Here is a 15366-nt window from a genome sequence, read left to right on the forward strand (position 1 = left end):
CCTCTCACCGTGGCACTGGATCAAGCACCCGCTGCAGCACCTGCCCTCGCCGCTGCCGAAGCTGCCGGCGATGGCGGCCGTGGAGCCCCTGCGGCCCTAGGGCCCAGGAAACACTGACGCCGCGCGGCGGCTGGACGGCCTGGTTACCAGGCGCTCCAGCCGCCGTCGACGGCGATGGTCTGGCCCGTGACATAGCGTGACGCGTCCGACGCCAGCCACGCTACGACGCCGCGGAAATCGTCCTCGGTAGCCATCCGGCCCAGCGGCGTGAGCTTCTCGTAGCGCTCCGTGAAGGCGCTGTCCTGTCCGCGGGCGATGCCCCCGGGGGCGAACGCGTTGACCCTGATGCGGGGCGCCAGCACGGTGGAGAGGTAACGCGTCAACTGGACGATGCCACCCTTGGTCGCACCATAGGCGGCCGGGTTGCCCATCCGGGTTCCCTCGTAGAGGCCCATGTTCGGGGCGACAATGCCGTAGATCGAGGACACATTGACGATCGAGGCCCCCTCGCTCTCGGCCAGCTTCGGCGCCAGCCTCCGCGCGAGGGAAAACGGCGCCCGCAGGTTCAGGGAGGACGCGAGCTCGAACGCCTCATCGGTTTGCTCATCGAACGGCACCGCGTAGCCCGGGACGCCGGAGGTTCCGGTGAACGCCGCATTGTTCACCAGGATGTCCAGCGGACCCTCGATGGCCTCGACCAGTTTGCGGGTGCCGTCGGTTTCCAGCAGGTTCGAGGCGATCCCGCGGGCTGCCACCCCGTGGCGGTCCTGCAGGCCGGCGGCAACGTCCTTGCAGGCCTGTTCGTGGATGTCGGAGATGATGATGTCTGCGCCCTGTGCGGCCAGGGCATCAGCCAGGACACTTCCCAGCGGACCGGCGCCGCCGGTTACCAGGGCGGTCCGGCCGGCCAGGGAAAAGAGGTTCTGCGGGCTGTTCATACGGTCGGGTCCTGTTCCAGGGATGCACGGGAGGAAGTGTCGGCCCCGTTGTAGCCGGGGAGCGGGGCCAGTCCGGCCGAGACCACGGCTTCGACCAGCAGGAACTCGTTCTCGTCGTCGATGCTGAACGCGTGCGTCTCCGGAATCTCGGCGTAACCGTGGCGGCCCTCGTCGAACCAGCTCTTCTCGAGCCGGCGGATGAATTCGGCCCGCCACACGTAGAAGCTGCCGTTGATCCGCAGGAACCGGGACACATCCTGGCGCCGAACCACGCCGGTGCCTTCGGCGAAGTAGCGCTGGAGTTCGATCCCGCCTTCGTGCTGCGGTTTGACGCCCACCCAGGTGGGGTTGAAGAAGGGTTCGGACACGGCCACGACGCCGTCCAGCTCGCTGCTGCTGCTCAGGGTCCCGATGGCCTCGTTGACGCTCTCGGGCGTACGGGTGGGGCTGGTGGGGTCCAGCAATAGGACCATGTCATACGTGGTGCCGTCGAGGGCCTCCATGGTCTCGAGCGCGTGCCGGAGGACCACGCTCATCGGCGCGGTGTCGCTGGCGAGGTCGGCAGGGCGGAGGAAGGGGACCTCGGCGCCGGCGACGCGGGCGGCGTCGGCAATTTCCTGGTCATCCGTGGACACGATGCACCGGACGTTCTCACCCAGCAGCGCCGCAAGTGCCACACTGTGGGCCAGCAGGGGTTTGCCCATCAGCGGCCGGATGTTCTTGCCGGGCAGTCCCTTGGAGCCTCCCCGGGCGGGAATGACTGCAAGGACCCGGGGCGCTGACGCTATTTCGTTCATTGTTATTTCTCAACCTCGTCGTGTGATCGCAATGGTTCTGGGCCGGATTGCGGTATCACCACAGTACCTTTTCAGTTCCGCCGGCCGCCGAGGCCAGCCTGGCCGCGTCGCAGATCGCCACTGCCAGCAGGCCTTCGCCCAGCCCGGCGGGCGAGAACAGTTCCATGGAGCGTCCCTGCACGTTGCCGGCCCGTTCCAGCACGGCCAGTGACTGGCGGGCCAGCACGACGTCGACGTCGGCATCCTCCGGGAAGACGGCGCTGACCGGCCCGGCGGGACCCTGGTCTGCGGAGGCGGCCCAGTCCAGGGTCACCTCGTTCCGGACGACGTCCCACACGAGGGCACCCTGGTCGGTGGTGATCCGGATGCTGCGTGTCTTGACCGGCGTCACATAGTCGAGCCGCAGGTGCACGCAGGGTCCGTCGCCCCACAGCATGTCGGCCGACTCCTCGGCTTCGATGCCGAGAATTCCCTCACCGAGGGTGGCCTTGACCGAGGCCGGGGCGCCGAGGAGCAGGGCGGGGTAGTCGATGTCGTGGACCAGGTCGCGCAGGACGCCGCCGTCGTCCTTCCGGGCCGAATAGCTGCTCCGGAAGTCCCGGCCGGGCCGCCAGTCCGGCAGCCACGACTGGGAGAGCACCTGGGCGCTGGTCACACGGCCAAGGCGCGGCAGGACCTCCGCCGCCAGCGCCAGGCCCTGGTGGAAACGCAGGGGTGCGCTGACTGTGATGGTGTTGGCCCGGGGATGGTCCCGCAGGACGCGGGCCTCCTCGGCGGACGGGGCCACGGGCTTTTCCAGCAGGATGGAGGCGGGGGAGCGCTCCAGCGCCTCAATGGTGTCGGCGACGTGCCGGTTGGTCTCGGTGGCGATGATGACCAGGTCCAGGGGTTCCTCCGGGTAGCCCCGCACCAGCTGCACGGAGTCCGGGTAATCCGCGTTGCGGGCCGCCCCGGGCGTTGCCGGCCGTACGGGCCACGCAAAAAGTTCCTGGACCCCCAGACGGTGCAGCACCCGCAGGTGCCTGGCCCCGATGGAACCGGTTCCGCGGACCAGGGCGCGCAGGGGACGGTCCGCCGCGGTCAGTGCGGCAGGCGTCGGGACGCTCGCCATCACCTTAGAATCGTCCAAGTATGATGAAAAGGTCATCTGGCAACTCTATTCTCAAAGGCGCTGCGACTATAAATGGATGGGCAATTCCCGAAGGAAACGGCATGGCTCATCATCGGCGCCTCAGGCCATGGACGGAGCCTGGCCTCCATCATCCGGGGACGCGGCGAGCGGGTAGCCGCCCTCAGTGACCGCGCCTTCGGGGCCCCGGACGCCGCCGGCGCCGCGCCAGGGCCGGGCCTCGCCGCCTTCACCGGCCGCGACGGCGCAGCGCCTGCCTGTTTCGCGGACGACGGTGAAGCGCTCGAGTACGCGGCGCGGGAGTCCTTGGCGATCGCGATCGGGATAGGCGAGAACGCAATCCGGTCCAAAATCGCCGACGCCATCCTTGCCGAGCCGCGGTTTGCGGCGCTGGCCGTACCGCTGGTCGCCGGCAGCGCCACCGTGGACAGAACCGCCGTCCTGGGCGCCCTCAGCCAGGTCTGCGAGCACGCCCAYGTTGGCCCGCTGGCCCGCGTCGGCGACGCCGCCGTGATCAACACGAGTGCCGTCGTCGAGCACGAGGCCGTCGTCGGGGCCGGTTCGCACATCGCCCCGGGAGCGGTCCTCCTGGGGGCTGCCGTCACCGGAACCCAGGTGTTCGTGGGCTCGGGAGGCCGCATCCTGCCGGGCATCGCCGTCGGTGATTTCGCGGTCCTGGGGGCCGGGGCCGTGGCGACCCGGCCGCTGGCCGGTATGACAACATATGTGGGAGTGCCCGCACAGCCACTTGTATCTACGAAAGGTCCAGCCAATTGACTCATGACCCGATTTCCACTTCCGTAACTTTTGGCAGCCACCGCATCGGCCCTTCCGAAGAAATCTTCATCATCGCCGAGGCCGGCGTAAACCACGACGGCGACGTGGCCGTGGCCCACGAACTCATCGACCTGGCTGCCGACACGGGTGCGAACGCGGTCAAGTTCCAGACCTTCAAGCCCGAGGCCCTGGTCACCGGGTCGGCGGACACCACCCCGTACCAGAAGGCTGCAGGTTTCTCGGAATCACAGTCCGAAATGCTGAACCGACTCACCCTGCCGGAGTCCGCGTGGGCGGAACTGCGGGACCACAGCAGCGAGCGCGGCATCACGTTCCTCTCGACGCCCTTCGACTACGACAGCGCCCTGATGCTCGCCGAACTGGGCGTCCCSGGGCTAAAGATCGGCTCCGGAGAGCTCACCAATACCCCGTACCTCGCCGCGATCGCCGAGTTCGGCATCCCGATGATTGTCTCCACCGGCATGGGCACCCGCGAGGAAATCGCCGCCGCCCTCGAAGCGACGGCCAAGGCCCCGGCCACGGTGCTGCTGCACTGCGTCTCCGCCTACCCGGCCCCGCTGGAAGAAGCCAACCTTCGGGCTATCCCGGCGCTGCGCCAGGAATTCGGCGTCGAGGTCGGCTGGTCGGACCACACCCCGGGGTCGGTGACGGCTATTGCCGCCACGGCGCTCGGCTCCACCTTGCTGGAAAAGCACATCACCACCGACAAGACCCGGAACGGCCCGGATCACGCCGCGTCCMTCGAGCGGGCTGAGTTCGCCGACTACGTGCGCTTCGTCCGCGAGGCGCACCTGGCCCTGGGCGACGGCAACAAGCGCCGGATGCCCAGCGAGGAAGCCAACGCCGCCCTGGTGCGCCGTTCCTTCCACGCTGTCCGCGATATCCCCGCGGGGGCTGTCATCACGGCCGACGACGTCGCGATCCTGCGCCCCGAAGGCGGCCTGTCTCCGGCTGCCCTGGTGGTCGGCCAGCAGGCGGCGCGCGCCGTGGCTGCAGGCTCCGCCGTGACGGCTGCGGACCTCTCCTGAGATGAAGGTTCTTGCTTTCGCCGGAACCCGGGCGGATCTTTTTCCGCTGGGCCCGGTGCTGGTAGCCCTGGCTGCCGATAGCGCTGTAGGCCTGCACGTGGCAACTGCCATCGGGTTCCCCGACGGCACGGCGCTGGACCGGCTCACCGAAGCGGGGCTGGCGCCGGAGTCGTTCGAGCACCACGAACTGGGGCTGTACCTGGCGGACCCGTCCGCCGAACGCCAGGCGCTGACCGGTGCCGCGCTGTCCGCGGGCATGGCGGAGCTGCTCGCCGCGGTGCGTCCGGACGCGTTTGTGGTCCTGGGGGACCGGTGGGAACTGCTCTACGTCCTGCCGCCCGTGGTGATCAACGGCATCCGGCTCATCCACCTGCACGGCGGCGAGGTCACCGAAGGGGCCCTCGACGAGCGGGTCCGGCACGCGGTGACCAAACTGGCTGACCAGCATTGCGTCAGCACCGCCCAGGCGGCCCGGCGGGTCGCCCAACTGGGTGAGTCCGCCGAGCGGATCCACCAGACCGGGGCGCCCGGGCTGGACCGCTTCGCCCACCCCGTTCCACTGAGCGAGGAAGAATTCGAGGCCGAGTTCGGGGTCCCGCTCGTTCAGCCGCTGGTGATGGCCACCTACCATCCCCCCACCGCGGAGATGGCCACCAACGCCGGCGAGCTGGCCCGCACCGTCTTCGACGAAACGCTCAGCCAGGCGGGCACTGCGATCCTGACCTACCCCGGGTTCGACGCCGGCCGGGAAGACATCATTGCCGTCCTCGGGGAGATCCGGGACCGCAACCTTCCGGGTGTGATCATCCGCGAAAGCCTTGGCCCGCTCTACCCCCGCGTCATGGCCACGGTGCGGGCGCTGGTGGGGAATTCCTCCTCGGGAATCCTCGAAGCGGCGTCCTTCCACGTGCCCGTGGTGAACGTCGGCGACCGGCAGCGCGGGCGCGAGTACRGGGCCAACGTACTGCAGTGCCGGGATGATCGAAACGAGATCCACGCTAGTATTGAGAAGGCTTTGAGCGCGCAGTTCCACCTGATGTGCCGTAGCGTGGTCAACCCGTACGGGGATTCCCACTCCGCCGAGCCAATCGAACGCGTGATTGTGGGGAGCCCTGCCACGGGCCTGACCAAGGCTTTTGTTGACTTACCGCTGGAGAGTTGAATCTATGACCATTGAGGGACCGTTGAGTAACGTCTGCGTCGGCCCGGGCGCCACCGTGCGCCAGGCGCTGGAAGCAATCGACCGCGGCGCTTCTGCCATCGCGCTGGTCACCGACGACGGCCTCCTTCGCGGTGTTATCACGGACGGGGACATCCGCCGCGGCCTGCTCAGCGGCGCCCAGCTCGATTCCCCGGCACTGACCTTCGCCAACGTGGAACCGCACGTGGTCCGGCCCGAAGCCACCCGCGCCTCGGTGCTGGACCTGATGCGCAGCCTGCGGATCAGCGAGGTGCCGGTCGTGGACGCAGCGGGAACGCTCGTCGGGCTGCACACCCTGAACGACATCGTTGGGCGCAAGCCGCTCAGCAACATCGCCGTGATCATGGCCGGCGGCAAGGGCACCCGGCTCGGTGCCCTGACCAAGGACACCCCGAAGCCGCTGATGACCGTCGCGGACCGCACCATCATCGAGTGGATCATCCTCGGCCTGGTCGAGTCCGGCATCACCAACATCTACGTGTCCGTCGCGTACTTGGCGGAGAAGATCAAAGACCACCTCGGCGACGGCTCCCAGCTTGGCTGCAAAATCAGCTACCTCTACGAGGACCCGGCGACTCCATTGAACACCGCAGGCGCCCTCGGACTGCTCCACCACGAGGTCCCGGATATCTCCGAGCCGGTCATCGTGACCAACGCCGACCTGATGGTCCGGTACTCCGCGGCGGACCTGCTGGCCTTCCACTCCTCCAAGGACGCGGCTGTCACCGTCGCGGCCCGCCCCTACACCCACCAGGTTCCCTTCGGGGTGCTGGAAATCGGCGAGGGACGGTCTATCAGTGCCGTGGTGGAAAAGCCGACCATCGAATTCGAAATCAGCACCGGCATTTACGCCGTCTCCCCGGAGGCCCTGGCGATGGTGCCCTACATGAAACCGTTCTCCATGCCCGACCTCGTCAAGGCATGCATCGACGACACCAAAAACGTGGCCGCATGGCCCATTGAGTCCGACTGGATTGATGTCGGAACCCCCAAAGACCTAGCAACAGCGAAAGGCCAGTGATAGCCGTGAACTACCAGGACATTAAAGGCAAGACAGTGGTCGTTACCGGCGCCGATGGCTTCATCGGCAGCCACGTCACCCAGCGCCTCATCGCCGAGGGAGCGAACGTCCGCGCCCTCTGCGTCTACAACTCCAACGGCTCCTACGGCTGGCTGGATGACCTGAGCCCGGCCGAGCGCGACGCYGTCGACCTCCAGCTCGGCGACATCCGTGACGCCGAGTTCGTCTCCGACCTGGTCAAGGGCTCCGACGTCGTCCTCCACCTCGCCGCCCTGATCGCCATCCCGTACTCCTACCAGGCGCCCCGCTCCTACGTGGAGACGAACGTCGTCGGAACCCTGAACGTCCTCGAGGGCGTCCGCCGGCACGGCGTCGGCCGCCTGGTCAACACCTCCACGTCCGAGGTCTACGGCACCCCCAAGACCGTGCCGATCACCATCGAGAACGAACTCCGCGGCCAGTCGCCGTACAGCGCCACGAAGATCGCCGCCGACAAGCTGTGCGAGGCCTGGGCCAGCTCCTTCGAGACGCCGGTGATGGTCCTGCGCCCGTTCAACACCTACGGACCCCGCCAGTCGGCCCGCGCCGTCATCCCCACCGTGCTCCAGCAGATGGTCGGCGGCGCCGAAAAGATTCACCTCGGCTCGCTGACCCCGCGCCGCGACTTCACGTTCGTTACCGACACCGCGGACGGCTTCTTCAAGGCCGCGACGGCGGACATCCCGCTGCAGGGCCAGGTCATCCAGCTCGGCACCGGCCACGACGTCACCATCGGTGAACTCGTGGAAATGTCCGCCAAGGTCACCGGCTCGACGGCGGAAATCATCACCCAGGACGAGCGCGTCCGTCCCGAGGCCAGCGAAGTCATGCGCCTGCTCTCGGACCCGTCGCAGGCTCTCGCCGAACTCGGCTGGGCTCCCCAGGTCAGCCTCGAGGAAGGCCTCCGCCAGACCGCCGAGTGGATCCAGGCCCGCGGCGTTGACGCGTCCGCAGCCGCGAAGTACGCCCGCTAAACATCCGCCAGAAAGGCACACCGTGACGCGAGTCCCCCTAGCCATCCCGAACATCGGCGCCCGCGAGGCCGAGCTGATGAACGAGGCCATCAGCTCAGGTTTCGTCTCCTCCGTGGGGCGGTTCGTGAGCGAGTTCGAAACCCGCTTCGCCGAATACGTCGGCGCCAAGTACGCCGTCGCCTGCGCCTCGGGCACGGCCGCGCTGCACATCGCCATGCGGCTGGCCGACATCCAGCCGGGGGACATGGTGGCGGTCTCGGACTTCACCTTTATGGCCAGCTCCAACGCCGCGTCCTACCAGTTCGCTGAACTGCTCCTAGTCGACTCCGACGCCGAATCATGGTGCATGGACGTCGACCTGCTGCGCAAGGAAATGGAACGCCGGAAGGCCGCGGGGGAGAAGCTGCCCAAGGCCATCGAGATCGTCCACATCCTCGGCCAGCCGGCCGACGTCGCCGCCGTCGTGGAGCTCGCCCGCGAGTACGGCATCATCGTGATCGAGGATGCGGCCGAGGCGCTCGGGGCGACCTGGACGTCCGGGCCGCTGGCAGGCCGTCACGTCGGAACCGTCGGCGACATGGGCGCGTTCTCCTTCAACGGGAACAAGATCATGACCACCGGCGGCGGCGGAATGTTCACCACCGACGACGAGGAATTGGCCCGCCGCGCCAAGCACCTCTCCACCMAGGCGCGTATGCCGGACCGCGGGTACCTGCACGATGAGATCGGCTTCAACTATCGGCTGACCAACATCGCTGCCGCCCTCGGCGTCGCCCAGCTCGAACGCCTCGACGACTTCGTGGCCGCCAAGCGCGCCGTCGCGAAGCGTTACAACGACGCCTTCGCCGGCACCGCCATCCAGACGCCTCCCACCCTGCCCGGGCAGGAGTCCACCTACTGGCTCTACTCCATCCAGGTGCCCGCCGAACGCGGCCCGGGTGCCCGGGACGAGCTCCAGGACTTCCTGGCAGAGGCCGGGATCGAATCCCGGTCCCTGTGGCGGCCCCTGCACATGCAGCCGCCGCTGAAGAACGAACCGCTGGTCGGCGGGACCGTCGGCGAGGATCTCTTCGCGCGGGGACTGTCCCTGCCGTGCTCGACCGACCTCACGGAAGCTGACCAGAAGCGCGTGATTGACCGGGTCCACGAATGGCTTCAGCTCAACGGTGGATAACGTAACCGGCGGCGCCGACCGCACCGGGGCAGCCGAGCCGGCTTCCCGGACGGGACGCAACTCGGTTCTCTACCTGGCCGGGGCCCTGATGCAGGGCCTAGGCGTTTTCCTCGTCCAGCCTTTCGCGCTCCACGTCCTGAACAGCGACACCAAGTGGCAGGAACTGTTCCTCTCCGTCTCGGTGATCCAGGTTGGTGTGGTCTTGGCCGCGGCCGGTCTGCCGCTGGCCATCACCAAGGCCTGGTTCGATCCCGACGGGCCGGTGAAGGCCCGCTCCATCAGCGGGCTGCTGACCCTCGGGGGAATACTCCTTGGCTCCGTGGCCGCGGCCATCTACTGGGTCGCGGCCGGGCCAGGCCACTCCGTGAGCTTCGTGCTGGCGCTGGTGGCGATGGGACTGCAGTCGGCGGTGYTGGCCGCGCAGGCCATCCTGCGAGCGCAGGGCCGGGCCATTATGTTCGTCGTCCTGAGCCTGTGCTCATCGATGGCCGCGTACATCGGCGGCCTGGTGGCCATGCTGGTGTTTGGCGCGGAACCGGAAATCTTCATGGCGGGCTACGGCCTGCTGGTGCTCCTCAGCGCCGTGCTCTCCGTCGGTGTCGCCAGGCCGGCGTCGCCGTTCGCGCACCGGGGCGCGGTCAAGGAAGCGCTGGCGATCGGGCTGCCCGTTCTTCCCCACACCGGTGCACTGATGCTGCTGACCCAGGGCGCGGCGTTCCTGCTGGCCGCCACCGCCGCCAACGGCGTCTCCGGTGACTACGGCAAAGTCCAGATCTTCATCCTCGGAACGGTGACCCTCCTCGGCGCCCTGAACAACGCCTGGGTTCCCGCGCTGATGTCCGTCCGCGGGGATGCCCGCGTCGCCAAAATGCGGTCGACCATGACGACGGCGAGCCTGGCCGTGCTGGCGATCATCGTCGTCGCCGCCGCCGGAGCCAACCTCGTCACGCACGTGATGGCCGGCGGCAAGGAAAGCCTGATCCCCGTGGCCCAGATCATGCCCCTGATCGGGCTGGGCTACGTCCTCTACCTCAACGCCTCAACCCTTCTCTTCGCCGACAACGCCACCTGGTGGCTGTCGGTGGTCACCCCGTCCGTGCTCGGCATCGGCGTCCTGCTGGCGCTGTGGCCGGCCATGCACGGGGACCTCGTCGGGATGGCCGCGGCATCGGTCCTGACCTTCTTCCTGCTGGGCTGTGCCTACTTTGTGGTCGCACGACGGCGGGCCGCCGGGGGATGGGCGCCGAAGGTATACGCAGCCGCCTGTGTGGCCGCCCTGGCCTACGTGGCTGTCCTCCTGGCCCTGCCCCGCGATATCCTGACAGGCGTGCTCACTGTCGCCGTCGTCGGTGTGGCCCTCGCCGCAGCCGCCATCATCTGGCGCCTCCGTGCCCGCCGCGCCGCCACAGCACCCCAGAGCGGAAGGGGACAAGTACTTGACTGATGCAACGCCGGTCATCGACCGTACCGGAGCGCCGTCGGCCAAGCCCGCCGGTCCCATTATCTTCTTCGACTTCGCCCGCGGTATTTCGGCGCAGGCCGTTGTGCTGGGCCATGCCCTGAACATCTTCGTGCCGGGCATCTTTATGGTGCCCGGGCAGAGGGTCTTCTACATGCAGTCCTTCGCCGTCATCATCTTCTTCGTGCTGTCCGGCTTCCTCATCACCAGCGCACTGTTGAAGAAAAAATCCCAGCCGTCGTTCACTTTCGGGTCATACCTCATCGACCGGATCGCCCGGGTTGTCTACCCGCTGCTCCCGGCCGTCCTGCTGATCACCGTCTTCGACTTCCTCTTCTTCCACGGCTCCACCAAGCTGCCGTTCATCCGGGTCATCCTCAACCCGCAGACGATCGCCGGAAACTTCCTGCTCCTCTTCAACCACCCGATCCTGGCGGAACTGGCGCCCCGGCTGCACATGCCGTGGCTCAGCGTGGACCCGGTCGGGTCGGCTGCGCCGCTGTGGTCAGTGGTGGCCGAGTGGTGGATCTACGTCGCGTTCGGGCTGCTCGCCTTTATCGCCATCCGCCGGTTGAAGCCGGGCGTTGGCAGCATCGCGTTGCTGGTGTTCGCCATCGCCGTGCCCCTCGGCTACATGGCGAAGGGCGGGTACGAGTCCCTCGCCTGGATCATCGGAATGCTCTATGCCCTGGCCGCCACGCATCTCCGGAAGCTGCCTGGTGTGTTCCATGCACTGATCGCGCTGACGGCGACGGCGGGGTTCCTGGCCGCCCTCTACTACGGCGACCAGAACCTGCATGCGGCCAGCTGCATCGGCACCGCATCAGTTGCCTTCTGCCACCTGTATTTCTGGCAGTCCGGACGTAAGAAACCCGTCACGGCCCAGGCCGCGGACGCAGTGGTGCCGGCAGAGGCGTCAGCGGCAGCGCAGCCCGGCTGGCGGTGGGCCGGCAGCCAGTGGTTCAACCGGCTCAGTGTGTTCCTGTCCAGCTTCAGCTACTCGCTGTACCTGATCCACTTCTCGGTCATCACGTACCTGTGGAGCGTCCTGCACACCCACCTCAGTGCCTGGCAGCTGATTCCGCTGGCGCTGGTGGTCAGCAACGTCCTGGCGTACGGCTACTTCCTGCTCGTCGAGCGGCATTTCCACAAGGTAGGCAAGTTCCTCAAAGCCCGCATCCTGCGCTAGCCCTCGGCCGGCGGTAACAAGACGGCAATCAGCATCGAGGCGTCTTCAACCTAGGTATTATTCACCTGGGTGATTTGCCATCGCCCGGATCTTAATGGGGCTGCTAGTTGTTTGGGGATCATCATCGTTACCGACCGCGCCAGCGTGTGGAAATTCCGGCTGCAAAGAGTCTCGGCGCACGCCGGGCTCGCTGTGCTGTTCATCGTCGTTGCCACCCTGATGGGCCCCGGGGTGGTGTGGGGCGACACGGTGCAGTACATCCGGATCGCCGACCAGTTACAGGGCATTCCCACGGACCAGGCGTGGCTGCATGCCTTCTCCGAATACTGCAAGAACCCGTCGGTGCAGTACAAGGGCACGCTGGAGAACTGCATCACCAAGACGGTGGCCGGCCGCGGCCCGGTCATCGGCTGGGTTGACCGGAACCCCGAATATCAGGCGATTTTCTCCCCGCGGGTGGGCTTCCCGCTCCTGTCGATCCCGTTGATGCGGCTCTTCGGGGACCCCCAGGGTATGTGGATTGTTGCGATCGCGGGGACCGCCATCGCCGGACTGCTCATGGCCCGGCTGGCGCGCCTGGCCGGGCTGAACCTGCGGCCCGCGCTGCTGGTCCAGGCGGCCTTCTACGCCCTGCCCGCCAGCATCCCGCATGGAGTTGCCATGCTCGCGGAAGGACCCACCCTGGCGTCCGCGCTGGTGATGGCCATCGGCCTGGCCCATGTGCTGCGCGGGTCACGCGCCCGCGGCACCATACTGCTGGTCCTCGGACTGGGCCTGGTGTTCTTCTTCAAATATTCTTCTGCCGTGCTGCTCTGCGTGAGCTTCCTGCTCCTCTGTGTGGGGCTGCTGGTCTTCCGCACCTACCGCCGCTACAGCCAGATCCGGTTGGGGATTGTCCTTGCCACGGTGCTGCTGGTGGCCTCCCTGGGCGTCAACGCGGCCTTTGGCTTCCCGGGCCTCAACGAGAGCCTGCAGGACACCTTCACGGACCACTTCCGCAAGCCGCCCGTCGATGATCCTTTCAACCAGCTGATGGTCCTGGAACTGGACTTCCTGTGGCGGTTCCTGGCTGCGTTGCCGGCCAACGCCGCCTACCTGCTGGTCTTCGCCGCCGGCGTGTGGGGGTACGTGCGCGCCATGCGGGAGAAGATCCTGCCTCCGGCCGGGTGGGCGGCAGTGGCGCTGTCCCTGTATGGAGTCCTGAGCGTCGTCGGACACCCGGTCTACACCCAGGCGGAGCGCCTTGGCTCCAGCCTGTGGGTGGGCGTTGCCCTTGGCGTGGGACTCGCCGCCCGGTCCGTGGTGGTCCGTCTCAGGCTCCGGAAGCGCGCCCGGCAGGACCTCGCCAGCAGCGAAACCGCCGGCTAGCCGCCGTCGGGCCCTACACAAAACCGCCGGCTAGCCGCCGTCGGGCCCTGGACGGCAATGGCCGGCGGGAGTCTGGTGACTCCCGGCCGGCCATTGCTGTTGCTGCGGACGGTGGTCCTAGAAGTAGGCCACCTTGACGCCGGCGGCGGTCCACGTCATGGTCCCGCCCTGGAACCGGACGGTCTTGTATCCGCCGTACGAAATCGCCGCCTGCTGGGGGTAGCCGAGTTTGCCCATCTGCCAGCCGRCCAGGCGCCAGGCGTTCATGTACGGGTCGTTGACGGCGTGGGCGCCGGTGGCCGCGGTCCAGTAGAGGTTGCCGCCGCTGAAGGGCTGGTAGCAGCCCCCGCCGTACAGGCCGCAGCTGACCGAGCCGGTGGGGTAGCCGATCCCGCGCTGCCAGCCCGCTTCGCCCCAGCCGGTCCAGTAGGCGCCTGTCACGGCGTTGGCGCCGGTAGCGGCGCTCCAGTAGATGTTGCCTTTGGCGAACGGCTGGTAGCAGCCTCCGCCGTAGAGGCCGCAGGTCACGGTTCCGGTGGGGTAGCCGATTGCCGGCTGGAATCCGGCGCGCTGCCAGGCCTTCCAGTAGTCGCCGATCACGGCGTGCGCTCCGGTGGCGGAACTCCAGTAGATGGTGCCGCCGGAGAACGACTGGTAGCAGCCGCCGCCGTACAGCCCGCACGTGGTCTCATTCGTGGGGTAGCCGATGGCCGGCTGGAAGCCGACTTCCTTCCAGCCGTTCCAGTAGGCTCCGGTGACGGCATGCGCCCCGGTGGCCGAGGACTGGTAGATGTTGCCGTTGCTGAAGGCCTGGTAGCAGCCGCCGCCGTAGAGCCCGCAGGTGACGTCGTTGGTGGGGTACCCGATTGTCGTCTGCCAGCCGGCCCGTCCCCACGCGGCCCAGAAGTCGCCGGTCACCGCGTGGGCGCCGGTGGCGGCGGACCAGTAGATGTTGCCGCGCGTGAACTCCTGGTAGCAGCCGCCGCCGGCGAGCCCGCAGGTTTCCATCGACTTGGGGTATCCGATGCCGTCCTGCCACCCGGCGGCCTTCCATGCGGCCATGTAGGAGTTCTTGACCACAAACGTGCCCACGCCGGGGGTGTTGTACGCGTTTGCGGTCTGGAAGGTCTGGTGGCAGGTGGTGGTGGTTGTGGGGCACGTCGCGTCGCTGGTGGCGTAGCCGATTCCCGGCTGCCACCCGGCCTGGCCCCAGGCGGTCCAGTACGCCCCGGTGACCGGATACGCGCCCGTGGCCGAGCTCCAGTAGATGTTGCCCTTGGCGTAGGACCGGTAGCAGCCGTTGCCGTACAGCCCGCAGATCTCGGCGGTGGTGGTGGGAGCGCCCAGGGGCCCCGAGGCGCCGCCGGTGGCCTGCCACTTGGCGTCGATGGCGCCGTTGGAGCCCACGGTGCCCCGGGCGAAGGCCTGAAGCTGGGCCATTGAGCCGTTCCAGACGTTGGAGTCCCCGGCGAAGGGTCCCGTGCTGCTGAACTGCCAGATGCTGTAGGTGCTCCAGCTGGCAGGGATGGGACCGGCGTCGTTCGACGCGGAGATCGGGTAGGAGGCCAGCCACAGCGGGTTGTCGCTGAAGCCCAACGGGTTCCCGACGCAGTCCTTCCACCAGTAGTTGCCGGTGTAGATCACGGGCACCCGRCCGGTCAGGGCCTTCATGGTGTTGCTGAAGTCCTTGGCCCAGGCCGTCAACGCCGCTTTGGACATGTCATAGCAGGCGTTGCCCTGGTAGTAGCCGTTGATGGTCTGGCCCGCGTAGGGGTTGCCCTCGAAGTCTAGGACCGGCGGCATGGTGTAGCCGTCGTTGGACCAGCCGCCRCCGTTGCGCACGAAGAWCCKKGCCTGGTCCGCCCCGGASGASGCWGCCGGGTTSGCGAAGTGGTASGCSCCCCGGATCATGCCGACGGCCCGSGAYCCGCTGTACTGGGTGSMGAAGATSGGGYTCGTGTAGTAGTTGCCCTCGGTTGCCTTGATGTAGGTGAAGCGTGCGCCCAGGTTCCACTGCTGCTGCCAGTTGACCGAGGGCTGGTGGGGGCTGACATCCATGCCCTTGATGCCGAACGACGGCGTCCAGGTGCCTTCGGTGGCCAGCGCCTGGGCGGAGGCTTTCCCGCCGCCGGCTGTGGTCCCGGCGCGGCCAGCCTCGCCCATTTCCGCTCCGCCCGAGCGGGTGGCCGCGGTCATGGCGGCGCGGTAGGCCTCCGTGGAGCGGTCGACGGTCGCCGGGGCGGCGGTCGCC

The 15366-nt window shown here is 67.7% G+C and carries 13 protein-coding genes; 9 read left to right on the top strand and 4 right to left on the bottom strand.

From position 1 onward, the window contains the following. Nucleotides 1-143: 143 nt before the first annotated feature. From AC1DHD_RS06240 to AC1DHD_RS06250, 3 genes are read right to left on the bottom strand one after another with little or no spacing between them, the layout of a single operon-like run. Nucleotides 144-938: an SDR family oxidoreductase gene (locus AC1DHD_RS06240; RefSeq protein WP_476878882.1), complete on the bottom strand. Its 795-nt coding sequence runs from the start codon at nt 936-938 to the stop codon at nt 144-146. After that, the gene (locus tag AC1DHD_RS06245) at nt 935-1735 is read right to left on the bottom strand and encodes an acylneuraminate cytidylyltransferase family protein (protein ID WP_476878883.1); all 801 of its coding nucleotides are present in this window, start codon (nt 1733-1735) and stop codon (nt 935-937) included. The genes AC1DHD_RS06240 and AC1DHD_RS06245 overlap by 4 nt, the downstream gene beginning before the upstream one ends. Nucleotides 1736-1790: 55 nt before the next feature. Next, nucleotides 1791-2882 carry a Gfo/Idh/MocA family protein gene (locus AC1DHD_RS06250; protein ID WP_476878884.1) on the bottom strand — a complete coding sequence of 364 codons (1092 nt, stop codon included), beginning with the start codon at nt 2880-2882 and terminating at the stop codon, nt 1791-1793. 36 nt (nt 2883-2918) lie between these two features. Between AC1DHD_RS06250 and AC1DHD_RS06255 the strand changes: the two genes are divergently transcribed. The 9 genes from AC1DHD_RS06255 (at nt 2919) to AC1DHD_RS06295 (ending at nt 13115) form a co-directional block, all read left to right on the top strand. Beyond that, nucleotides 2919-3641 (top strand): LbetaH domain-containing protein, encoded by a 723-nt coding sequence (locus AC1DHD_RS06255; RefSeq protein ID WP_476878885.1) that lies wholly within the window; start codon nt 2919-2921, stop codon nt 3639-3641. Then, on the top strand, nt 3638-4690 hold the full coding sequence (locus AC1DHD_RS06260) for an N-acetylneuraminate synthase family protein (RefSeq protein ID WP_476878886.1): 1053 nt from the start codon (nt 3638-3640) through the stop codon (nt 4688-4690). The genes AC1DHD_RS06255 and AC1DHD_RS06260 overlap by 4 nt, the downstream gene beginning before the upstream one ends. Nucleotide 4691: 1 nt before the next feature. Next, a complete protein-coding gene (neuC, locus tag AC1DHD_RS06265; protein ID WP_476878887.1) occupies nt 4692-5852 on the top strand; it encodes a UDP-N-acetylglucosamine 2-epimerase in 1161 nt (386 codons plus the stop codon). A gap of 4 nt (nt 5853-5856) precedes the next feature. Beyond that, nucleotides 5857-6912, top strand: coding sequence for a sugar phosphate nucleotidyltransferase (locus AC1DHD_RS06270; RefSeq protein WP_476878888.1), 1056 nt, complete (start codon nt 5857-5859; stop codon nt 6910-6912). Between the two features lie 5 nt (nt 6913-6917). Beyond that, nucleotides 6918-7925, top strand: a complete 1008-nt coding sequence (locus AC1DHD_RS06275) for an SDR family NAD(P)-dependent oxidoreductase (protein ID WP_476878889.1) — start codon at nt 6918-6920, stop codon at nt 7923-7925. A gap of 22 nt (nt 7926-7947) precedes the next feature. Continuing rightward, complete coding sequence (locus AC1DHD_RS06280) at nt 7948-9099, top strand: aminotransferase class I/II-fold pyridoxal phosphate-dependent enzyme (protein WP_476878890.1); 1152 nt, start codon at nt 7948-7950, stop codon at nt 9097-9099. Continuing rightward, nucleotides 9092-10543, top strand: coding sequence for a lipopolysaccharide biosynthesis protein (locus tag AC1DHD_RS06285; RefSeq protein ID WP_476878891.1), 1452 nt, complete (start codon nt 9092-9094; stop codon nt 10541-10543). Before AC1DHD_RS06280 ends, AC1DHD_RS06285 begins: the two co-directional genes overlap by 8 nt. Then, on the top strand, nt 10536-11747 hold the full coding sequence (locus AC1DHD_RS06290; RefSeq protein ID WP_476878892.1) for an acyltransferase family protein: 1212 nt from the start codon (nt 10536-10538) through the stop codon (nt 11745-11747). The genes AC1DHD_RS06285 and AC1DHD_RS06290 overlap by 8 nt, the downstream gene beginning before the upstream one ends. Nucleotides 11748-11858: 111 nt before the next feature. After that, entirely contained in the window at nt 11859-13115 is a 1257-nt protein-coding gene (locus tag AC1DHD_RS06295) for a glycosyltransferase family protein (protein WP_476878893.1), read from the top strand. A 117-nt stretch (nt 13116-13232) separates the two neighbouring features. Here the strand turns inward: AC1DHD_RS06295 and AC1DHD_RS06300 are convergent. Further along, nucleotides 13233-15366 (bottom strand): GH25 family lysozyme (locus tag AC1DHD_RS06300; RefSeq protein ID WP_476878894.1); only part of this gene is annotated, 2134 nt, incomplete at its 5' end.

Source organism: Arthrobacter sp. 05L45_2 (assembly GCF_056397525.1).

Bases quoted from the DNA above. Each gene is read 5' to 3' on its own strand.
- AC1DHD_RS06240 (WP_476878882.1), bottom strand. From the start codon at position 938: ATGAACAGCCCGCAGAACCTCTTTTCCCTGGCCGGCCGGACCGCCCTG.
- AC1DHD_RS06245 (WP_476878883.1), bottom strand. From the start codon at position 1,735: ATGAACGAAATAGCGTCAGCGCCCCGGGTCCTTGCAGTCATTCCCGCC.
- AC1DHD_RS06250 (WP_476878884.1), bottom strand. From the start codon at position 2,882: ATGACCTTTTCATCATACTTGGACGATTCTAAGGTGATGGCGAGCGTC.
- AC1DHD_RS06270 (WP_476878888.1), top strand. From the start codon at position 5,857: ATGACCATTGAGGGACCGTTGAGTAACGTCTGCGTCGGCCCGGGCGCC.